General features: G+C 39.9%; 24 protein-coding genes. 10 read left to right on the forward strand and 14 right to left on the reverse strand.

The window, feature by feature from the left end; translation table 11 throughout:
- Positions 1 to 37: 37 nt before the first annotated feature.
- From GYM62_RS13480 to GYM62_RS13520, 9 genes are all read right to left on the reverse strand, one after another.
- Positions 38 to 955 (reverse strand): SDR family oxidoreductase, encoded by a 918-nt coding sequence (locus tag GYM62_RS13480; RefSeq protein WP_219956809.1) that lies wholly within the window; start codon positions 953 to 955, stop codon positions 38 to 40.
- Positions 945 to 1,790, reverse strand: a complete 846-nt coding sequence (locus tag GYM62_RS13485) for a peptidylprolyl isomerase (RefSeq protein WP_219956810.1) — start codon at positions 1,788 to 1,790, stop codon at positions 945 to 947. Before GYM62_RS13485 ends, GYM62_RS13480 begins: the two co-directional genes overlap by 11 nt.
- On the reverse strand, positions 1,787 to 2,722 hold the full coding sequence (hemC, locus tag GYM62_RS13490; protein ID WP_219956811.1) for a hydroxymethylbilane synthase: 936 nt from the start codon (positions 2,720 to 2,722) through the stop codon (positions 1,787 to 1,789). Before hemC ends, GYM62_RS13485 begins: the two co-directional genes overlap by 4 nt.
- Positions 2,719 to 3,630, reverse strand: a complete 912-nt coding sequence (gene rimK, locus GYM62_RS13495) for a 30S ribosomal protein S6--L-glutamate ligase (protein ID WP_091648646.1) — start codon at positions 3,628 to 3,630, stop codon at positions 2,719 to 2,721. The genes hemC and rimK overlap by 4 nt, the downstream gene beginning before the upstream one ends.
- A 2-nt stretch (positions 3,631 to 3,632) precedes the next feature.
- Positions 3,633 to 4,070, reverse strand: coding sequence for a RimK/LysX family protein (locus GYM62_RS13500; RefSeq protein ID WP_219956812.1), 438 nt, complete (start codon positions 4,068 to 4,070; stop codon positions 3,633 to 3,635).
- 1 nt (position 4,071) lies between these two features.
- The gene (locus tag GYM62_RS13505; protein ID WP_219956813.1) at positions 4,072 to 5,214 is read right to left on the reverse strand and encodes an ATP-binding protein; all 1,143 of its coding nucleotides are present in this window, start codon (positions 5,212 to 5,214) and stop codon (positions 4,072 to 4,074) included.
- Positions 5,215 to 5,224: 10 nt separating this feature from the next.
- A complete protein-coding gene (locus GYM62_RS13510; RefSeq protein ID WP_219956814.1) occupies positions 5,225 to 6,421 on the reverse strand; it encodes a GlmU family protein in 1,197 nt (398 codons plus the stop codon).
- A gap of 69 nt (positions 6,422 to 6,490) precedes the next feature.
- A complete protein-coding gene (locus GYM62_RS13515; protein ID WP_026956569.1) occupies positions 6,491 to 6,736 on the reverse strand; it encodes a type B 50S ribosomal protein L31 in 246 nt (81 codons plus the stop codon).
- Positions 6,737 to 6,920: 184 nt separating this feature from the next.
- On the reverse strand, positions 6,921 to 7,598 hold the full coding sequence (locus GYM62_RS13520; protein ID WP_219956815.1) for an OmpA family protein: 678 nt from the start codon (positions 7,596 to 7,598) through the stop codon (positions 6,921 to 6,923).
- 168 nt (positions 7,599 to 7,766) lie between these two features.
- Here GYM62_RS13520 and GYM62_RS13525 point away from each other — a divergent pair, with 168 nt between their 5' ends.
- From GYM62_RS13525 to GYM62_RS13545, 5 genes are all read left to right on the forward strand, one after another.
- Entirely contained in the window at positions 7,767 to 9,467 is a 1,701-nt protein-coding gene (locus GYM62_RS13525; RefSeq protein WP_370627631.1) for a hypothetical protein, read from the forward strand.
- Positions 9,468 to 9,518: 51 nt separating this feature from the next.
- Positions 9,519 to 11,351, forward strand: coding sequence for an ABC transporter ATP-binding protein (locus GYM62_RS13530; RefSeq protein WP_219956816.1), 1,833 nt, complete (start codon positions 9,519 to 9,521; stop codon positions 11,349 to 11,351).
- 29 nt (positions 11,352 to 11,380) lie between these two features.
- A complete protein-coding gene (locus GYM62_RS13535) occupies positions 11,381 to 11,749 on the forward strand; it encodes a hypothetical protein (protein ID WP_219956817.1) in 369 nt (122 codons plus the stop codon).
- 58 nt (positions 11,750 to 11,807) lie between these two features.
- Entirely contained in the window at positions 11,808 to 13,346 is a 1,539-nt protein-coding gene (locus GYM62_RS13540) for a YifB family Mg chelatase-like AAA ATPase (RefSeq protein ID WP_091648630.1), read from the forward strand.
- Positions 13,347 to 13,517: 171 nt separating this feature from the next.
- On the forward strand, positions 13,518 to 13,955 hold the full coding sequence (locus tag GYM62_RS13545) for a DUF2214 family protein (protein ID WP_219956818.1): 438 nt from the start codon (positions 13,518 to 13,520) through the stop codon (positions 13,953 to 13,955).
- A 3-nt stretch (positions 13,956 to 13,958) separates the two neighbouring features.
- Here the strand turns inward: GYM62_RS13545 and GYM62_RS13550 are convergent, their stop codons facing one another.
- Complete coding sequence (locus GYM62_RS13550) at positions 13,959 to 15,050, reverse strand: 6-phosphofructokinase (RefSeq protein ID WP_219956819.1); 1,092 nt, start codon at positions 15,048 to 15,050, stop codon at positions 13,959 to 13,961.
- A gap of 110 nt (positions 15,051 to 15,160) precedes the next feature.
- On the opposite strand from GYM62_RS13550, the gene GYM62_RS13555 reads away from it, so the two are divergent.
- Positions 15,161 to 15,901: an MBL fold metallo-hydrolase gene (locus tag GYM62_RS13555; protein WP_219956820.1), complete on the forward strand. Its 741-nt coding sequence runs from the start codon at positions 15,161 to 15,163 to the stop codon at positions 15,899 to 15,901.
- Between the two features lie 21 nt (positions 15,902 to 15,922).
- Here GYM62_RS13555 and GYM62_RS13560 read toward each other — a convergent pair whose 3' ends face one another.
- The 3 genes from GYM62_RS13560 to GYM62_RS13570 form a co-directional block, all read right to left on the reverse strand.
- Entirely contained in the window at positions 15,923 to 16,756 is an 834-nt protein-coding gene (locus tag GYM62_RS13560; protein WP_219956821.1) for an MBL fold metallo-hydrolase, read from the reverse strand.
- Complete coding sequence (locus GYM62_RS13565; RefSeq protein WP_219956822.1) at positions 16,753 to 17,148, reverse strand: PAS domain-containing protein; 396 nt, start codon at positions 17,146 to 17,148, stop codon at positions 16,753 to 16,755. The genes GYM62_RS13560 and GYM62_RS13565 overlap by 4 nt, the downstream gene beginning before the upstream one ends.
- A gap of 92 nt (positions 17,149 to 17,240) precedes the next feature.
- A complete protein-coding gene (locus GYM62_RS13570) occupies positions 17,241 to 17,690 on the reverse strand; it encodes a hypothetical protein (RefSeq protein ID WP_219956823.1) in 450 nt (149 codons plus the stop codon).
- A gap of 136 nt (positions 17,691 to 17,826) precedes the next feature.
- Here GYM62_RS13570 and GYM62_RS13575 point away from each other — a divergent pair, with 136 nt between their 5' ends.
- Entirely contained in the window at positions 17,827 to 18,234 is a 408-nt protein-coding gene (locus tag GYM62_RS13575; RefSeq protein ID WP_219956824.1) for a rhodanese-like domain-containing protein, read from the forward strand.
- On the opposite strand, the gene GYM62_RS13580 is transcribed toward GYM62_RS13575, so the two are convergent.
- Positions 18,235 to 19,341 carry a PLP-dependent aspartate aminotransferase family protein gene (locus GYM62_RS13580; RefSeq protein ID WP_219956825.1) on the reverse strand — a complete coding sequence of 369 codons (1,107 nt, stop codon included), beginning with the start codon at positions 19,339 to 19,341 and terminating at the stop codon, positions 18,235 to 18,237.
- 138 nt (positions 19,342 to 19,479) lie between these two features.
- Between GYM62_RS13580 and GYM62_RS13585 the strand changes: the two genes are divergently transcribed.
- Genes GYM62_RS13585 through GYM62_RS13595 form a run of 3 tightly spaced genes read left to right on the forward strand, consistent with a single transcriptional unit; the run spans position 19,480 to position 21,457 of the window.
- Positions 19,480 to 20,010, forward strand: coding sequence for an RNA polymerase sigma factor (locus GYM62_RS13585; protein ID WP_219956826.1), 531 nt, complete (start codon positions 19,480 to 19,482; stop codon positions 20,008 to 20,010).
- Positions 20,007 to 20,702 (forward strand): hypothetical protein, encoded by a 696-nt coding sequence (locus GYM62_RS13590; RefSeq protein WP_219956827.1) that lies wholly within the window; start codon positions 20,007 to 20,009, stop codon positions 20,700 to 20,702. The genes GYM62_RS13585 and GYM62_RS13590 overlap by 4 nt, the downstream gene beginning before the upstream one ends.
- Positions 20,699 to 21,457 carry a hypothetical protein gene (locus tag GYM62_RS13595; protein WP_219956828.1) on the forward strand — a complete coding sequence of 253 codons (759 nt, stop codon included), beginning with the start codon at positions 20,699 to 20,701 and terminating at the stop codon, positions 21,455 to 21,457. Before GYM62_RS13590 ends, GYM62_RS13595 begins: the two co-directional genes overlap by 4 nt.
- Positions 21,458 to 21,460 lie beyond the last annotated feature (3 nt).

Below are 21,460 nucleotides of genomic sequence, written 5' to 3' on the forward strand. Positions count from 1 at the left end.
TTATGCTAAAGTTAAATTAAAGGGTATAAACTGCTTTTCAAGAGCGGGCTAAGATAATTTGTTTTGCTAAAATACCAATTGCCGTTCGGAAACTTTTGGGCTCAAATCCCAGCTCTTTTTGGGCTTTTTCAATTTTAAAGCCTGTTTTCAAAGGCCTTTTTGCGGGTTGAGTAAATTGTGTTGAGTCTGTACGCTTGATCAAACTCTGATCTAGCTTGAAATACTCAGCTGTCTCAACTGCCATCTGGTAGGGAGTTAAAAAGTCAGGGCCGGAAATATTAAATATGCCATCTGCACCCTGATTGGCAATAAGAATACATCCCGCTGCAAGATCTTCTGCCAAAGTAGGAGTTCTGAATTGATCGTCCACTACCTGAATCTCTTTCCCCGCCTCTAAGCTTTCTTTCACCCAAAGAATGATATTGCTTCGGCTCATATCGTGTCCTAAACCAAATACCAAAACCGTTCTGGCAATTGCCCATTTACTTTTCATTGCCTGTACTAGTCGCTCACCTTCTAGCTTGGTCTCGCCGTAATAATTTATAGGAGCAGGAGCCGCTTCCTCAGAAAGTGGGCCCTCTTCACCTGAAAAAATAAAATCAGTGGAAACAAAAATAAAATGGGCTTTCAGTTTCTCAGCTTCATCTATCAAGTACTTGGTAGCCAACACGTTGGCCCTGTAGCAAGCCTCCTGATTCAATTCACACTGGTCCACCTGTGTCATTGCCGCGCCATGAATAATTACATCAGGCTGGGTTTCTGATAGCACTTTCGCCACCTCCTCTTGAATTTCAAGATCCAATTGAAAGTATTCAAAACCTCCCCCGGGTAACCTGCAAGGTCCTCTTCCAGTAGCAATGACTTGAAATTGTTGCTCTTCAACCAGTTGATTTACCAACTTTTGGCCCAAAAGACCATTAGCACCTGTGATTAGGATTTTCTTTTTAGTTGCCATTGGGAAATTGATAGCCGAATTCTTTGGTGATTTTTTCTTTAGACATTGGCTCTACTGACATTTTCAAATAGACCGGATTCAAAGGCTTATCCCTTGCTCCTCGCTGTTCTTGAGCAATCTTTTCCGCTACATCTATCCCTGAAATAACCTCGCCAAAAACAGTGTATTCATCATCCAAATGAGGAGTCCCTCCTACCGTGGTGTAAGCTTCAATTCTTTCAGGAGACATATCTTTGGTAAGCTTCATATTCAAGGACTGTTCGATTTCTTTTCGTTTGGAAATCATCAGATTAGTCAATGAATCAAACTCCTGTAACTCATAGAGTCGTGTATATTCCTGTCTAAGATTGTCCTGACTCTGTAGCTGGACATATTGCATAAAAGCAGCTTGCAATTTAGCCATGTCTGTAATGAGCTCGTCTTGTGTGTAGACTTTGCCTAAAACAATGTAAAACTGAGAACCACTTGACCGCTTTTGTGGATTGATATTATTGCCTTGCCTTGCCGCAGCAATCATCCCTTTTTTATGAAAATGATGGGGTAAGATCTCTGCCGGTAAAGTAGGCCACTCCTCGGCGGGCATTTCTTCTTTGGTAAAAACATCTCCTCCTTGAATCATAAAGTCCGGCAAAACTCTATGAAACTCGGTGGAATCAAATCTGCCTGACTCGGCCAAGTCCAGAAAATTATTTTTATGGGCAGGTGTATCATCAAATAAGATGGCAACAATTTCCCCATGGCGGGTGTCAATTCTGACAATTTGTTCTTTCTGCCCTGCACAAGACATCAAAAGACCTAGGGCTAAAATGCCCCAAAAAGCACAATACTTAATCATGAATTCAATGTTGATTTGATTTGATCTAAGATTCTCTTGCCTCCGGCAGCAAATACTTTTTCGGCGAGTTCTTGGCCAATCGACTCCGGATTTTCAAGACTACCTTTTACTTCCAATGTAATTCTCTCTGCTCCATCCAGACTAACAATCCCTCCCTTTAAAACCAATCGATCTTGCTCTGTCTGGGCCAAAGCAAAAACCGGAATACTACAACCTCCTTCCAACACCCTTAAATATGCACGTTCTGCCCTCAATTTGAGTGAGGTTTCTTGATGGTTACATGCTTGAATAAGTTGATTTTTGATTTCAGAATCCAAAATAGTAGCTACTTCTATGGCTACAGAACCCTGCCCAACTGCCGGCGTAAACTCCTCCAATGATAGCTCTTCAACTATCTGATCGTCGTAACCCATTCTATGTACCCCGGCAAAAGCAAGTAATAAGGCATCGCAAAGACCTTCCTCCATTTTTCGAATTCGGGTTTGAAGATTACCTCTTACCTCAACCGTTTTCACATGAGGATAAAAATGCTTTAATGTCGCTACTCTCCTGGTGGAAGAAGTACCCAAAACCAAAGGCTGAGATACGTCTTTCAAATTGATACCTTTTTTGTGAGAAAGCAGCACATCGTTTTCTTTTTCTCTTTCGGTAAAAGCAATGATTTCAAACCCTTCAGGAAGATTGGACTGCATATCTTTCGCAGAGTGCACAGCTATATCGATTCGGCCATCCAATAGTTGATCTTCCAATTCTTGGGTAAAAACTCCTTTACTGCCAATTTTGGAAATGGAGACATCTAAAATTTGATCCCCTTTGGTATCGATAATCACTATTTCAGACTCCAATCCGGATTTTTTCAGCAAATCCTCTACATGATAAGCCTGCCACAATGCCAATTTGCTGCCTCTGGTTCCGATTTTAATCTTTCTCATTGATCGTTGACCCTCTTTGGGCTATTCTTTTTGTTTACTCTTTCTTCTATAAACTTGATAATCTCAGCTGCTATATCAAGCCCAGTCGCCTTTTCAATTCCTTCCAAACCAGGAGAACTGTTGACTTCCAAGATCAAAGGGCCTCTGGCAGACTGAAGCATATCGACCCCAGCCACGTCAAGGCCTAAGGCTTTGGCCGCTCCCAATGCTGCCTGCTTTTCAGCTCTGCTCAGTTTAATGACGGTAGCTTTTCCTCCCCGGTGCAAATTGGATCTAAACTCTCCTTCTGCCCCTTGCCTTTTCATTGCTCCTACCACCTTTCCATTGACTACAAAGGCCCGAATATCTGCTCCTTTGGCTTCTTTAATAAATTCCTGAACAATGATTCTTGCTCTCAGACCATGAAATGCTTCTATTACTGATTGTCCGGCTTTTTTGGTTTCTGCCAAAACTACCCCTAGACCCTGGGTTCCTTCCAGTAGTTTGATGATCAGAGGAGCTCCACCGACATGTTCTATCAACTGCTTTTCTCCACCTTTAGAAAAGTTGGTAAATGCTGTTTTAGGCATGCCCAAGCCTGCTTTCGAAAGAATTTGTAAGCTTCTCAGTTTATCTCTACTTCGTACAATTGCCTGTGAATTGACAGCCGAAAATGCACCCATCAGTTCAAATTGACGAACTACTGCAGTGCCATAAAAAGTCACAGAAGCTCCCACTCGAGGGATGATAGCATCCACGCCGGTGAGTTTTTCTCCCTTGTAAATGATAGAGGGACCTTCCTGCTCAATAATCAAATCACAGATACTGTGATTGACAATCATAGCTTCATGCCCAGCAGCTTGAATAGCCTGATAAAGCCTTTTGGTAGAGTATAAATTAGGGTTCCTTGATAGGATTGCGATTTTCATAATTATTTTTTTCGGTAGGCTTTTGCGAGATTCATGCCTGACACGTCCACCAAGAATCGGTTTCGGAGTATTTTTCTTCCCAGTAAAATAGCGTTTTTCATACTGGACCTATCGGTAAGTGTCACTTCAGCATCAAAGGTTTCACCTGCCAAAATCATTTTTGTAATAATTAGAAACCGGGTTTCAGCATGACCAAAAGAGTTTTTCACTTTCTTTTCACGGAAATTTTCGACAACCACTTCCTTTCCTGTGAATTTTTTGTGGCCAGGAAGTAATGCTTCAAATACCAGTACTTCTTTTCCTTCTCTGTTTTCTAATCGAATATTTTCAGCATGAACCGAACTGGTATAAGCCCCGGTGTCCACTTTTGCCCAGACTAGCTTTAAACCCAAGTCTGGCAATGATATTTTCTCTTTCCTGCCAATGATTTTCTTTTCCATCTTAGTCTATTTTAGCCATTAGCAGCACAATCTCCATAGAAAGATCAGTAAAAATCAATTTAGCATTGCCATTTCTTTCTAAATGATAATAGGCATTATTGAAGTGCTCGTATAATCCTGGTATATGCTCTTCCTGAAGTACCTTGCCACTGATCTTTTCGATAAAATCCCTATCCTCACCTTTAGTCCTTAAAAGTGAATCTACTGCAGCATTTTTGAGCAGAATCTCTCTCAAAACATTCATTCCAGCCTGAATAATGGATTTTTGAGCCTCCTTATCAAATTTGTGAAATATATCAGCTATTGCGAAAACCTCCTTGAAGTTTTTACTGTGACACATTCTAAACCAGTTTCTGATCCACGAAACTTGCTGATCTTCCACCTGATTGACCAGTCTCATAGCCTCTCTTAAATTTCCATCTGCAATCATGGAAATTTGAGTGGCGGTTTGATCATCACATAGACCGGAATTCACTAGATATTGATGAACTTCCTCATCCCTGAATGCTCTAATAGATACTTTTTGAGTTCTGGAAAGGATAGTGGTCAAAAGCTGCTCAGGCTGGGTAGTGATAAGCATGAAAATAGTTTTCTGCTGAGGCTCTTCCAAAATTTTCAACAAGGCATTCGCAGCTTGTGGATTCAAAAACTCCACTCCCCAAATCATCATGATTTTGTATCCACCTTCAAAGGAAACCAACGACAATGTCTGGATGATCTGTCGAGCTGCGCCTACAGAAATATTCAGTTGCTTCTTTTCAAAGCCATTGAAATAGATGTAATCATGGACATTGCCGTAGGGTTGTTCTTGCACAAACTTCCGCCAATTAGCCAAGTAATCCACTTTTTTATCCTGCCCCTCTTCTCCGCTTTCTTCCTTTTTGGAAGAAATGACCGGAAAGGCAAAGTTCAAATCAGGCATGACTAATTTAGCCATTCGCTGGCAGGAAGAGCAGGTTCCGCAAGAGTCTGAGTCACTTGGATTTTGGCAATATAAGTAAGTTGCCAATGCCAAAGGCATAGTCAAATTGGCAGAACCCTCGGGGCCGTAAAAAAGAAGTGCATGCGCCAAATGGTTGTTTTTGACTGCATTGATCAGATGTTCTTTGGTTTCGGGAAGTCCCGGAATATCGGCGAATTGCATGATTTCTTAATCAGGAGTTCTTTTCCCAAATTCTATAGTTTCTAGACAAATCGAAAACTTTTTGAAGGATCTCGGCTTCCGTATCAGTCCACTCCAATTTTCTTCTGGCCATGACTGCCTTGGCTGTTTCTTCGAATTTAGGAAATTGAAAGGTAGATAATCCTGCAGCTCCACCCCAAGCAAAAGAAGGAATAAAGTTTCTCGGAAATCCATCTCCAAAAATATTTGCCCCTACACCGACTACCGTTCCCGTATTAAACATGGTATTGATTCCACATTTGGAATGGTCTCCCATCATCAATCCACAAAATTGAAGACCCGTATTTGCAAATCCTCCTCGGGTATAATCCCAAAGCTTAACCGGTGCATAGTTATTTTTCAGATTGGAAGTATTGGTATCAGCCCCCATATTGCACCATTCCCCTAACACAGAATTGCCCAAAAAGCCTTCATGACCTTTGTTTGAATAGCCAAAAATGACTGAGTTGGAAATTTCTCCACCAACTTTACTATGAGGTCCTACCGTAGTATCTCCCCTAAGTTTGGCCCCCATATTTACCGTTGAATGATCACAAAGTGCAAATGGCCCCCGAATTAAAGAACCTTCCTGGATCTCTGTATTTTTACCGATGTAGATTGGCCCGCCTTCAGCATTCAAAACTGCAGCTTTGATAATTGCCCCTTCTTCAATGAATACCTGCTCAGGATTGTAAACTTTTGTGAAAGGATCTGTAAGTTCTTTTGATTTCCTTCCCTTGGTCAATAGCTCAAAGTCTTTCTTGATCTCCGATCCATTATATTGGAAAATATTCCAAGTCTTTTGGATCAAAGTAGGCTCGCCTTGAATTTGGATTACTTTCTTTTCAGCTGCGTAACTAAGATTGGATTCACCTGGCTGGATTTTACTCGCCAGAAGTATTTTTCCAAAAAATAAAGACTCATCATCCTTTAAGCTTTTAATAGCCTCAATTGATTTTTCATCCGGAAGCCAAGCACCGTTTATACCCAACAAATGCCCCTCTGCTCTGGGAAATTTCTTTTGCAAATAGTCTTGAGTCAGAAAAGAAACAGATTTACCACTGCGCTTTTCCCATTTTTCAGATATTTTCAAAATGCCAACCCGAAAGTCAGCGATGGGTCTTGTAAAGGCAAATGGCAGCAAGGAACCTCTGATGGAGGGGTCATCAAACAAAAGTATATTTTCCATGGGGCAAAAATAAAAAAGTCTCCCGGAATCCATGCTCCGGAAGACTTTTTAGCTGTAAGCAAATAAGAATTACTTCTTTGCGTATCTTCTGTTGAATTTCTCCACTCGACCAGCTGTATCGAGCAACATTTTCTTACCAGTGTAGAATGGGTGAGACTCAGAGCTCACTTCGATCTTGTACACAGGATATTCTTTACCATCTTCCCAAACGATAGTTTCGTCTGTTTCGATAGTTGATTTAGTTAAGAATTTAAACTCAGAAGAAGTGTCATAAAACACAACGTCTCTGTAGTTTGGATGAATATCAGCTTTCATATTACTAGTATTTTTGGAGTAGCTTTTTCAAATGAGGCACAAAGTTATTCTTTTTCGTAAAACTCACCAAATCTTTATGGAAAATATTGAAGCTCATTGCCTGAATGTTTTCTCAGCAAGGATTATTTACAAGGAGTTTTAAAGCTCCAGAATCTTTCATTCCTATTCAGACTACTCTGAACTTTCAAAGTTTACCTAATTGCCCTCGTCTAGCCATCCTTTTCATTTTTTTATTGGCATAAATAGCCACCTCGACTCTTCTATTCTGGGCTCTTCCAGATGGAGTATCATTGGAGGCTACAGGATAATTTTCTCCTAAACCTTTATTTGTAATTCTTTGAGAACTTACCCCAAGGTTTGTCAAAAATGCGTCCACTGATTGTGCCCGTTGCTTAGATAGGGTCAAATTGTAGCCATCTTCCCCAACATTATCTGTATGTCCCTCAATCAGAATGTTTGTATCTGGGTACTTATTCAGGGTTTTAGCTAAATCCTGAAGGTTTGATTTAGAAGCTGGAGTCAAGGCTGATTGGTCAAAACCAAACAATAAACCTGAATCAAAAGTGATTTTTATTCCTTCTCCAACCCTTTCCACCTTAGCACCCTTGAGGTCTCTTCTCAACTCTTCTGCCTGCTTATCCATTTGCCTTCCAATGATAGCGCCAGCAGTTCCTCCTATTGCCGAGCCAATAATAATACCTGTTGCGGTATTTTTTTTACCCGCAATAATTCCACCCAAAACTCCTCCAGTGGTACCACCGATTGCAGCTCCTTTGACAGCATTACTAGTTTTACAAGAGGGAGTCCCAAGTAATATCCCTCCTAATGCAAGGCCAATTAAAATTTGATTTGAAGTTTTCATATGGAAATTTATTTAAAGATATATGGGCAATTCCCATTCCAACTCATTTCCACACTTCTTGTTCACTATCCATAATTTCGTAAACTTTTTGAGATGAAATTATTCATTTAACCATATCTTTTTAAGAAAAATTATTTCGAATTTTCAATTCTTTCCTAGTTTTAAATAATGCAAAAACTTACCTGCCATTACCTTGCTTGGGGCAACTTGATTTTTTTAATGTTCCTAACATCTCACACATCAACCTTTGCGCAAGGAAGCTATATTCCTTACGAAAGAGATTATTATCACCGTATAGAGCGCTACGAAATTTTGCAGGGACAAAACAACCCCTTTTTTCAAACTGGATTCAAACCCTACAGAAGGGATATTGTAGCAAAATACTTGGACAGTTTGGTGAACGATCCGGTAATTCAGAGTTCCTCTGATAGGTTTAACTTAGCGTATTTAGCGCAAGACAATTGGGAGTTTGTCACTCAGGAAACCCCAGAATCCAAAAACCCTTTTCTCAAAAAGATCTACAGAAGACCGGGAGACTTCGCGCATTATTACAGTGATGATTTTGACATTCATCTTAGCCCGGTACTTTATATTTCAGGTGGTATGGAGACTGATAATGATCAAAACCCCGCTCAGTTGAGCAGAGGGATTGTCGTTAGAGGCGCTATAGACAAAAAAGTGAGCTTTTTCACCTACATGACTACTTCTGAGGTTTTCTTTCCTTCTTGGGTTAAAAATTACGCAGCATATAATGGTGCTGTTCCTGGAGAAGGATTCTGGAAAGAGTACAATGCTGATGGATATAGCTATTTTTCAGCAAGAGGACATGTCAATTTCCATTTGACCAAAAGTATTCAAGCGCAGGTTGGGCATGACAGAAATTTTGTAGGAGAAGGTTACCGCTCCTTTTTACTTTCCGACTTTTCCAATCCCTACATGTTTGTCAAATTGAACACCAAAGTCTGGAAGTTTCAGGTGACAAACCTATGGACCCAAATGACTGCGGACGTTCTATACAACAGAGGAAGACCAACTGACGGACGCTATCCGCAAAAATACTTTTCCATGCACCGACTGGGATTCAATGTGGGCAAAAAATTGAATCTAGGATTCTTTGAATCAGTCATGACAGACAAAGTCAACTTCAATTATTTTAACCCTATTGTGTTCTTCCGTTGGGTGGAGCAGCAATTGGGAACTCCGGACAAAGTCATGCTGGGAATGGATGGTAAATGGAATTTTTATCCTGGTATGCAATTGTACGGACAATTTGCCTTAGATGAGTTCGTGTTTAATGAGTTTTTTGGCATAGATGGCAAAGGATCTAAAAGAAACAAATACGGAGTTCAAGCCGGATACAAATACATCAATGCCTTCGAAGTTTCTAATCTGGATTTGCAGCTGGAATTCAATTCTGCTAGACCTTATACCTTTCAGGAAAAGTTTGACTATCAATCCTTCTCTAATTGGAGAACCCCCCTAACCCATCCTTTGGGTGCTAATTTCAAGGAGTTTTTGGGGATAGTCCGATTTCAACCAATTCCAAAATTGAATATCAGCATATTGGGAATGTATCAACTTTATGGAGACGATCCTGATCAGAATACCAATTGGGGTGGTGATGTCTTGAAAAACAGATTAAATGGTAGTCCTACCGGCCTTTTCGGAAATACTACAGGACAGGGAATAGAAAATACTGTTGTCCAATCTAACCTGGTGGCGAGCTATATGCTGAAACATAATTTCTTCATTGATGCCTCCCATACTTTCAGAAGAAGAACAGCTCAAGACTTAAACGCTCCTGAAAATAGCCAGTTTTTGCAATTGGGAATTCGATGGAACTTTATCCGTCCTGATTTCAATTTCTAGGCGGAATTCAATTTTGCGTAACTTGCCGCCTTGATTACCGAATAAACCTGCATGAAGACTTATTTACGAATTCTATCCTACGCTAGACCCTTTGGAAGATTCGTTCCCACATATATTCTCTACACGCTTTTTTCCATCATTTTCGGCTTAGTAAACTTCACTTTATTAAAGCCCTTATTTGATGTCATATTTGAGCAAGTAGACCCTCAGACCTTGGAGCAATACAGAGCTCTACCTGAATTCTCTCTGTCTATTGAATACTTTACGGGCTTATTCAATCATTATTTTCTTGATATTCAGGATGATTATGGAAAGGTGGGAACCCTGATATTCGTCTGTATCATTATTGTTTGCTCCGTTTTTCTTTCCAACTTATTCACCTATCTCTCGGGAGTAGTATTAGCCAAAGTTCGCGCTGTTGTCATCAAGCATATGCGCTCCGATATATTCGGTCAGGTGACTAGGTTTCACATTGGATATTTTTCCAATGAACGAAAAGGTGATCTGATGTCAAAAATGACAAATGATGTTCAGGAAGTTGAAAACACTATTGTACAGTCATTGAGAGTTGTTTTCAGAGAGCCAGCGACCATCATTCTCTATTTTGCCGTGCTGTTTTTCATGTCTGTCAAATTGACTCTGTTCACCATTTTAATTATTCCTATTTCTGGAGCAATTATAGGAGGGATTACCCGTCGCTTGAAAAAAAGAGCTGTTCAAAGTCAGCAATCTTTGGGTAGAATTGTCAATATCCTAGACGAGACTTTAGGAGGAATGCGGGTAATCAAAGCTTTCAACGCTGAGCGATTCATGTTTGGTAAATTTGATCAGGAAACTGATTACTATGCAGCCGTCAATGTGAATATGGCCCGTAAAAATGAGTTAGCCTCTCCTATTTCCCAGTTTTTGGGAGTCACTGTAGTTGCAGGGATTCTTGTATATGGTGGCAGTTTGGTATTAAGTGGAAATTCAGACTTAAGCGCATCAGACTTTATCACCTACATTATCATCTTTACGCAGGTACTCAATCCAGCCAAAGAAATCTCTAGAGCAGTTAGCAGTATTCAAAGAGGAATAGCCTCTGCTGAACGTATTTTCGAAGTAGTCGATACTCCTTCGAAAATAAAAAATCCTGAAAGGCCCATATTTCCGGAAGGATTCAATCAAAGCATTGAATTCAAAAATGTCAGCTTTGCTTACCAAGATCAAAAGGTGCTTCAGAACATCAATTTTTCTTTGGAAAAAGGGAAGACAATCGCACTGGTAGGTCCTTCAGGGGGAGGGAAATCTACGCTTGCAGACTTAGTCCCCAGATTTTATGATCCTACGGAAGGGGAAATCCTGTTAGATGGAAAAGACCTGAGAAAGTTTGACATGGAAGGTCTTAGAAGGCTCATGGGAATAGTCACCCAAGAATCCATTTTATTCAATGACACTGTTTTCAATAACATAGCTTTTGGCCTTGAAAACATTATCGAAGAACAAGTAATAGAGGCTGCCAAAATTGCCAATGCTCATGAGTTCATCATAAAGATGGAGGATGGCTACCAAAGTAGCATAGGAGAACGAGGCTCTCTACTTTCGGGAGGCCAAAGACAAAGACTGAGTATTGCCAGAGCAGTTCTAAAAAACCCTCCAATTTTGATTTTGGACGAGGCAACTTCAGCACTGGACTCTGAATCTGAACTACTTGTCCAGGAAGCCCTTACCAAATTGATGAAAAATAGAACCACTTTGGTAATTGCCCATCGGCTAAGTACCATCCAACATGCAGATGAAATTCTCGTGATTGAAAAGGGAAGGATCGTTCAAAGAGGCACACATACAGAGCTGATGCAAAGAGATGGCTTATATCAAAAGCTTTCCAGTATTCAGTCAGTTTAGTATATTCGAAAAATTTAATTGATAGAATTATGAAAAAGTTTCACCAAGTACTTCAGATTGTCCTGTTGGTCTATTTCCTTCTTTATTTGGTGTTTTTTATGGCTTTTGACACCTTAGGAGAGCTTTTTGGAATGCAGGAAGTCACCTCTCAGTCCATGGTAACTATCCTTTTGATTGGTTTTGTCTTGTTCTTGATTAGTTGGGGAATAGGTAAAGCAGTTTCCTCATCTCAAAATTCCAAAATCAACAAAATGGAAATTGAGATCAATAAACTGAAAGCTAAAATCTATGATTTTGAGCATCCTGACTTACCGGAAAAGCCTAAATCAGCTCCAACGAAAAGTTCTGAATCTGAATCTGGAACACTTCCTCCACGACAAAATTTCACTAAGGATTAAGGAATAATTATTAACTAATAGTATATTTAAGGAAACCAATCGGTTTCCTTTTTTCATTATGGTCGCAAAAACTTTTGGAAGCGCAGTCTCGGGAGTAGACGCAAATCTTATCACAATAGAAGTCAATGTTGGACAAGGCACCAGTTTTTACATGGTAGGCCTACCAGATTCTGCTGTGAAAGAATCTCAGCAAAGGGTGGAGTCAGCTTTGAAATATTTTGGGTTTAGAATGCCCCGACAAAAAGTAGTAATCAACCTTGCACCTGCTGATATCAGAAAAGAAGGATCTGCCTATGATCTGCCCATTGCTATGGGAATTTTACAGGCATCTGAACAGGTAGAGTTTCCGGAACTAGACAAATACGTCATCATGGGCGAACTCGCATTAGATGGTAAACTTCGGCCGATCAAAGGAGTACTGCCTATTGCGATTGAAGCTAGAAAAAGAGGCTTTAAAGGCTTTATTCTTCCTTTGGAAAATGCCAAGGAAGCCTCTATCGTCAATAGTTTGGATATCATCGGAGTAGAAACCTTAAATCAAGCAGCCGATTTTTTGATGGGGGACCTTGCCATAGAGCCTTTGATTACTGATACTAGGGAAATATTCTATCACTCGCTGGACGATATAGAGTTTGATTTTGCAGATGTACAAGGTCAGGAAAATATCAAAAGGGCTATGGAAATCGCTGCTGCTGGAGGACACAATGTCATTATGATTGGACCTCCCGGGGCAGGAAAAACTATGCTGGCTAAAAGACTGCCTTCGATATTGCCTCCACTATCCTTACAGGAAGCTCTGGAAGCTACAAAAATACATTCAGTTGCGGGAAAATTAGGAAAGAATGCCTCTTTATTGGCCAATAGACCATTTCGAAGTCCCCATCATACGATTTCAGATGTAGCCTTAGTCGGTGGAGGAGGTAATCCCCAACCTGGAGAAATCTCCCTGGCTCATAATGGAGTTCTTTTTTTAGACGAATTACCCGAGTTCAAAAGAACAGTTCTAGAGGTAATGCGACAACCTTTGGAAGAGCGGAAAGTGACCATTTCTAGAGCAAAAGTTTCAGTAGACTATCCTGCGAATTTTATGCTGATCGCAAGTATGAACCCTTGCCCATGCGGGTATTACAATCACCCGGAAAAAGAGTGTGTTTGCGGCCCAGGCATAGTTCAACGCTACCTAAACAAAGTTTCAGGTCCTCTTCTAGACCGAATAGACTTACATGTGGAAGTGACTCCAGTGAAATTTGATGAGATGACCTCCACCAGAAAGAGTGAATCCAGCAAAGCTATTCGAGAACGTGTAATTCAGGGAAGGGATAGGCAAAAAGAGCGTTTCTCCAACAATCCTGAAGTCTATTGTAATGCCATGATGCCTTCTCATATGGTGAAGGAAGTTTGCCAAATCAATGAAGCTGGCAAGGCTCTACTCAAAACTGCTATGGAAAGGCTTGGCTTATCAGCCAGAGCCTATGACAGAATCCTGAAAGTAGCCAGAACCATTGCTGATATTGCGGATTCAGCCGATATTAAAGTAGAACACCTAGCAGAAGCTATACAATACCGAAGCCTGGATAGAGAAGGATGGGCAGGGTAAAAGAAAGTCAGAAATAAAAAATTTGAAATGAGAAAAATCACCAAAAAAGAAATTATCCCCTTTGTATAATCTAGTCATTCTGACTTTCTAATCCCTCCTTATTACTGATAAATAACCATTTGATTTCATTTCATAATTAGCGATATTTCCTGAGGTTCAATCATTTTTATTATGGAGATTTTGTTACGCTACCTTCATTTTGTTTCCGTATTTGCTTTAGCAGGAACATTAATCGCTGAGTTTTTTTTGATAGAAAAATCATTAAACAGAAAGCAAATTCAAGTTCTTGGAAAAATCGATGGACTTTACGGTATTTCGGCTCTAACGCTCCTTGCTGTCGGCTTAACCCTCTGGTTGGGTGGATATGGAAAACCCACTGAGTTTTACAGCCAGAATCCTACCTTTCACTTGAAACTAGGTTTATTTATCGCAATTGGACTAATTTCGATCTATCCTACTGTTTTCTTTATCAAACAAGGGAAAGGACTTCCCGACCAAATTGTCAATATCCCCAAGTTGGTCAGGTGGTCCGTTTATACTGAATTAATCCTTTTAATTATCATTCCAATTCTTGCTGGTTTGATGGCCAAGGGAATTAGAATATTATAACTTTCAGTCTCCAAAACTAATCCCTAATCCTTTCGCTGCCTCTACCAAGGTTCCCTTTGGATCTACATAATTGTATGCGGAAATTGCTTCCTTGATTGGTACTGAAGTATACTCATTATTCAACAGGACGATTAATTGTCCAAATTTTTTCTCCAAAACCAACTCAAAAGCTTTTACCCCAAAAACAGAAGCTATCACTCTATCAAAAGCAATCGGAGTTCCTCCTCGCTGGGTATGACCCAGAACTGTCTCTCTGATATCTGCATCAATTCCAGCAGCCTTCAATTGTTCACTGAGAGTGTAAGCTACTCCACCCAGACGAACGGAAATTCTTCCTTCTTCTCCCTGGCTGGAAGTAATTGAGCCTTCTTTGGCATGTGCTCCTTCGGCAATGACAATGTTTACAAATCCTCTCCCCTTATTATATCTGGACTCGATTTTTTCGACCACTTCATCAAGGTCATAGGGAATTTCAGGAATCAGGCAGATTTCAGCTCCTCCTGCAATGGCAGTGTAAAGCGCAATCCAACCGGCATTTCTGCCCATCACTTCCATGATCATCACCCTATGGTGACTGGCTGCAGTTGTTACTAACCTATCAAATGAATCTGTGGCTATCTGAACGGCAGTTTGGAAACCAAAAGTGAAATCAGTGGAAGACAAGTCATTATCGATGGTTTTAGGTACTCCAACAACTGGTAATCCTGCTTCATACATAGCCTGAGATATTTCCTGTGAACCATCACCCCCAATATTGATTACTGCTTCAAAGCCTTCAGCTTTTAATTTTGCCACCAAATCTGGAATCTTGTTAACTATCTTGATGCTTCCATCAGCTTGCTTTTCGGAGAATCTGATAGGATTCCCCTTGTTGGTAGTTCCTAGTATAGTCCCTCCCAAAACATGAATTCCTGCCGTATTTTTCTCATCTAATTTGATCAATCTGGAAGGTTCTTCCATCAATCCATTAAATGCTTCAAAACTTCCCCAAACTTCCCATCCTCCTTCCTGTAAAGCTCTTTTGGTTATGCCCCTAATAACTGCATTCAACCCCGGACAATCACCTCCGCCAGTCGATATTAAAAGTTTCTTCATAATGTGAATCTTGTAAAATATTGTAGAATATAATCGATAAATACCCGATATTAAATCAAATATCCAAACAGCATTTAGGCTTTTCTTGTTAAACTCCAAATACATTCACCATGAAAAAACTCACCATTCTTTTCCTCTTCTTTACCAGTATCGGATTTGCACAAGATATAATTCCTACCGAAAAAAGCCCTGTAAAAGTTACTCCCATCCTGCATGGAACAGTGGTTTTGGAATATGAGGACATAACAATTTATGTCGATCCTTACGGTGGTGCAGAGCGATTCTCCAAGCAAAAAAAGGCAGATATAGTATTGATCACTGATATTCACGGAGACCACCATAATCAAGAAACATTGGATGGCTTAGATCTTAGCCAAACCATTATCATCGCACCTTCGGCTGTAGCTGAAAAACTGCCAGCCAACACATACAAGAGTGTGGAAGTTTTGGGGAATGGAGAGACGAAAAGTCTCTTAGGAATAGAAATTTCGGCTATACCCATGTACAATTTACCCGAAACATCTGATTCCAGACATCCAAAAGGACGTGGGAATGGATATATTTTGAATCTGGGAGAAAAGAACTTTTACCTATCAGGAGATACAGAAGACATACCTGAAATGAGATCCTTAAATAATATTGATGTTGCTTTTGTATGCATGAATCTTCCTTACACCATGGATGTAGAACAGGCTGCAAGTGCAGTGTCAGCATTCAAACCGGGAATAGTTTATCCCTATCATTACCGAGGAGGAAATGGATTGAGTGATGTAGAGAAATTTAAAACCTTGGTAAATGGATCTACTCCAGAAATAGAAGTTAGATTGAGAAACTGGTATCCGGAAAATTGACAATCAACGTTTCTAATAGCCTTAAAAAGAATAAGTATTTCCCTCCATACACATCTCAATTTGAAAATCAAATGCTTGATGCTTCAAATTATTCATAAGAATCTCATCTAGTTGCTGATCGGTATTGGTGGGTTCATGGTGAAATACAGCAAGCCTCTTGACCTTGCACATTTGGGCAAATGAAATAACATCCTTTACTGCGCTATGTCCCCAACCAATTTTTTGGGGATATTCTTTCATCGTATATGATCCATCATGAAATAATAAGTCGGCATTATTTGCGATTTCAAAGCCACTTGTCCATTCTGGATTATTAGGAAAATCAGCCGACCCAATTCTTAATTCGTGATCGGGAATGTAGGCAAAGATTGAATCTCCGTATTGAACTCTGAAAGCTAAAGTCGGTCCCGGATGGCAAACATATTCTGACCTGATTTTGAATTTTCCGAGCTCAAATTCTGTCATACTTAACTCATGAATGATCGGATGATTGGGTAAATCTCCAAGTCTTACTGGAAATAAGGGAGCTGAAAAATACTTTCTCAGTCTTTGCAATAATGGATCTGTACTAGATGAGGGACCCCACAAATGCACCTTCACCGTAGGATTGTAAAGTGGAATAAAAAAGCCAAGCCCCATAGTGTGATCTATGTGAAGATGAGTCAGCAAAATGTGAATTTCCTTAATTTCCGGACTCAAAAACCTTCCAAGCCTTTGGATACCAGAGCCAGCATCCAAAATAATACAGGTATCCTTATCGTAGACTTGGACGCAGGATGTATTCCCTCCGTATTTATTATTTTCAGGTCCTGGAGAAGGAAGGGATCCTCGACAGCCCCAAACTTTGATATTCATAGCATTTCGCTTTTCCAAAACATAGCCATAGCTCCTAGATACCGATCTGGCCTACCAATAATTGGAAATGCCGTCACCGTGATAAAAATCCTTTCTCCGTTCAAATTATCTATATAAAAAGATCCATGCGCCGGTTCTTTGGATGTCAGGGTCTTTACGAGTGGTAGTCCTTCTGGAGGAAGAGGTTTTCCGTTTTTATCTGTAGGTGTAAAAATAGTAGACCATTCCTCTACTCTCATCCCACCAGTCTCACCAAATCTAAGCCCAAATATTTGTTCAGCAGGTTCATTGTAAAATAATAAATTGCCTTCCGTATCTACCAAAAACGCTGGCATACTGAGACTATCGACAAACTGTCTACCTAAGATTAATTCTAAGGCTTGTGCTGGCATGGTTGTGTTTTATTGGATAACCCTCTAAAAAGTTAAGAAAAATCCTAATATAATTCTCTAAATTCTTGAAAAACAATCAATTTGTAAGGAAATTAATACACATCCAAAATCTCATATTGCTTTTGATTGATAGAAAAAGTATCCCCCTTTTTCTTTCCTTTCATGGCCTTATACAGTGGAGCCTGAACGGAGATACCGAAGATTTTACCACCATTTACTTTCAACTCTTCAGCAGAAATCGAAACAAAAAAACTGAGAGAATCAGTAATTACTACCGCTCCAAGTTCAACTTTTTCACTCACCTTTCCCTCAGAAATAGAATCCAAAACACCTAACTCCTGTTCCAAATGTTCAAGCTCCTGCTCATATCTGAGCAAGACCTGGTGACGCTCTGAAGAGCTTGAGTCACCTTGACTTGGAATAACATCCCGATCATAGATTTCACTTTTTAAATTGGATATTTCTGTCTTAAAATCAGAAATAATCTGCTCTTGCTTGAGTTTACACGCTTCGAATATTTGAGCCTTGGGAATTCTCATCATTTTGCCATTTGCTTCCCTAAGTATAAAACTAATTTTCTAAAAATTCTATGATTTGTATCAGCTTTTGTTTGTATCCTATTGAAGAAATGTGAAAAAAATCACCAAAAATCAGAAGAAACCTTCTTTTTTTTGCTGTATGAAAAACCTAGCTCTATTACTTCTCTTCATAACCAGCGTATTGGCCTGTACTCCAAAAGGAGAAAATCAATCCTCTGAAGTAGTAAAAAATTCGGTTGTCTCGCTGGACGAGAAAGAATTTTCTGAAAAGCTTTCCTCCGGAAAAGCACTTTTGGTAGATGTTAGGACAGCCGAGGAGATTGCTTCAGGCAAAATCCCCAGTGCTATTTCCATCGATTTTTATCGAGCCGATTTTCAGGATGAAATTCTAAAACTCCCTAAAGACCAAGAAATCTTGATTTATTGTAGCGCAGGAGTCAGGAGCTTGCAAGCTTCTGAGTTCTTGGCTAAAAATGGATATAGCAAAATATACCATTTAGAAGGTGGTTTAGGTAACTGGATTAGAAAGGGATACCCTTTTGAATGATTAAACCTTGGAAAAAGCATGATCCAAATCCTCCAGCAAATCATCGGTATGCTCTAAACCTACAGAAATTCGAATCAAATTTGGCGGAGTTTTAGTTTCTGGACCTTCTACAGCAGCTCTTCTTTCGATCAAACTCTCCACTCCTCCTAGACTGGTTGCATTTGCAAAAAGTTGAAGATGAGAGATGAATTGATCTGCCCTTTGGGCATCTCCCTTAATTTGAAAAGAAACAATTCCTCCAAACCCGCTCATTTGACCCGCTGCCACCTCATGTCCCGGATGAGATTTCAATCCTGGATAATGTACTTTTTCTACTTTTGGGTGAACGCTTAAATACTCCGCCAGAATCATGGCATGCTCAGCATGACCTTTCATCCTATAGGCAAGAGTCCTTATGCTGCGACACAACCAATAACAATCCATCGCAGAAGGAACAGCTCCTCCTACTTTCTGAACGGTTTTGATTTTCTCCCAAAAATCATTTTTACTTTTAGTAACCAAGGCTCCACCTAAGATATCGCTATGCCCTCCAAAATACTTTGTACTGCTATGCATGACCATGTCTGCGCCAAGCAATAGTGGATTTTGAAATACTGGCGTTGCAAAAGTATTATCGCAAACCAATAGCGCTTTTTGGGCTTTTGCAAGCTCGGAGATTTTCCTGATGTCTGTGACTTTCAACAAGGGATTGGAAGGAGTCTCAACCCAAAATAATTTAGTGTTAGGCCGAATTGCTTTTTTCACTTCTTCAAGATTGGACATGTCTACAAAGCTTACCTCATGAACTCCCTTGAATAACATGGTCATGGAATTATGAAGTCCATGATACATGTCATCAGGAGCTACAATGTGAGAACCCGGTTCCAATGCCTGAAAAACAGCTGTTCCTGCAGCATTCCCTGAGGAAAAAGCAGCTGCATCTTCTCCCCTTTCCAAAACTGCAATTACTTGCTCCAAGGACTGCCTATTGGGATTATTTGCTCTAGTATAAAGCATTTCACCCTCTCCGTGATGGAAAGTAGTACTCAGTGTGATAGGTTGAACAACCGGATTATTTTTATCCGAATTGGTATTTCCTTTATGTATTGCTAGGGTTTCGAATTTCATTTTTTTGCATTTTCGGAAAATTAAGAAAGTAAATCGGAATGAAATAGGAGAAGTATCACATAAACTTTTTTTAAATATTCTGTGATCTATTCCAACCTTTTTGGCTTTTGCCGGCTCTTCATATTAGAATCAGAAAAAATGAATCAAATTCCACTCGACCAGCAGTTAATAGAGCAAGTCATCGCTCAAGATCGAAAAGCTCAATTTCAACTCTTCGAATTAACCAAACGCATGATCTATTCACTTGCCTTTAGAATGTTGGATGATGAGGAATTGGCGCAGGATGTATTGCAAGACAGCTATGTAGAGATTTTCCAACAAATCCGTCATCTAAAATATCCGGAGGCTTTACTCTCCTGGATGAAAACGATCACAGCCCGAAAAGCGATCAAAAAAGCAAAAAGACAGTTCAAATTTGAAAAACTGGATCTTCATCCTGAACAAGGAGAAGATCAATTTGAAGCTTGGTTTGACGGAGAATTATTGGATCAAGCAATTCGAAGTCTTCCGCCTGGATCAAGAGCTGTATTTATGTTAGTGGCTGTAGAGGGATACCCCCATCAAGAGGCTGCAAAACTTTTGGGAATCAGTGAAAGCACCTCCAAGTCTCAATTGAACTACGCCAAGAAATTACTGAAGGTCAGAATTCAAACTTTGCTACAGGCATGAAAAATCTTCCGCAACATACTCCAAAGAGCGATAGCTGGGATAAAATCATGCAGCAGCAAGATTTTGATGCTCAGTTGGATAAAAACCTAAATGAATTACCCTCTTATTCTCCATCAGATTTGACATGGAATCGAATCGAAAAAGAGCTTGATAATGAGAAAATTGGAATTGGATGGAAGCCTTTTTTGATTGCAGCATCTATCACGGGATTGCTTCTATTGGGAATTTATCAAATACGTCAAGGAAACAGGGATGTAGAAATAAAGCAGAATAGTATTGAATCGGTAGCTGAAAACTCCAGCCAAGAATTAGTGGCGAAAGAAGGACCTGAAATTACCTCACCGAAAAAGCAAACAGCTGAATCGCCAAATCAAACAACAAAGGAGGGAGAAATCAAAAAAATTGAGCGAGTTCCAGAATTCATTCCTCAAGTCAACAAAGAGGACTTATTGGACTTGAAAACCTCAATTGCAGTCAAGGGAATAGATCTGGAAAAACGTGGAAAGTTCATCCCTCCCACAGAGACGGCAGAAGAGACTTATCACAGCGTAGCAATTTCTTGGGGTCTTCAAGTAAAACCGAAAATCCGGATAGGCAGTGGTCCTCGAGAAAATTGGGGCGAAGCCTCCACTCCCACTGCAAAGTCTCTCACAAAATCAGACAAAAAACCACTAACTATTATTATCAAATGAAAAATTTAACCCTCACCTTCCTTTTGAGCCTGCTACTTTTCCACGTAACAACGGCACAAAAATTTGAAAATCCTTTAAATGGAAATGATTTGATCTGGGCAGATGCAAATTATCCAGTCACGGACACATTGGCCTTTAAATTACCCAATGAAGGAACTCTTCTTCTTTTATACAATCACAAGGAGTATGAACAAGAGACCTTGCAACTTACTTTTGAGCCACTTTTAGAAAAGGCCACTGATTTTCCAGAATTCACCAAACTAACGTATCGGCTTACTGAAAACTACTACCAAACCAGTGTAAGTGGAGTCATTTATAAAATCGAGGCAAACTATGTCCCTTACGTGGAAAGCCTGGAATTAACCTTTCCCGTAGGCCTCGATTTTACAGGTGGGGATTTTACTCCCATAGTTGGATTTCGGTCTCACTTAAATCTCCGGCAATTTTCGGTAGGAGGATCTATTACCAACACCATTTATTTTCCAGAAAGAGAAAATGGGAATGTAAGAGTAAATGGCAACTGGTTTGCCTATGCAGAATTTTCCTGGGAATTTGGAAAAGTACAAAGACAAAGAAGAAATACCTTTGGAGTGGGTTATTTACTAAATCAGGAATCTAGCCAGCTTTTTTCAGGCAGGACGATGCAGGCTTTTTATAAGAGAAAACTCAATGACAATATTTCGATCCGGGTGGGTGTGATCGCAACGGAAAATTTTAAAACCTTCTACCCTACCCTTGGAATCAGATTTTGGTAAAAA

The sequence above is a fragment of the Algoriphagus sp. NBT04N3 genome (genome assembly GCF_019443765.1).
Classification (GTDB): Bacteria; Bacteroidota; Bacteroidia; order Cytophagales; family Cyclobacteriaceae; genus Algoriphagus; species Algoriphagus ornithinivorans.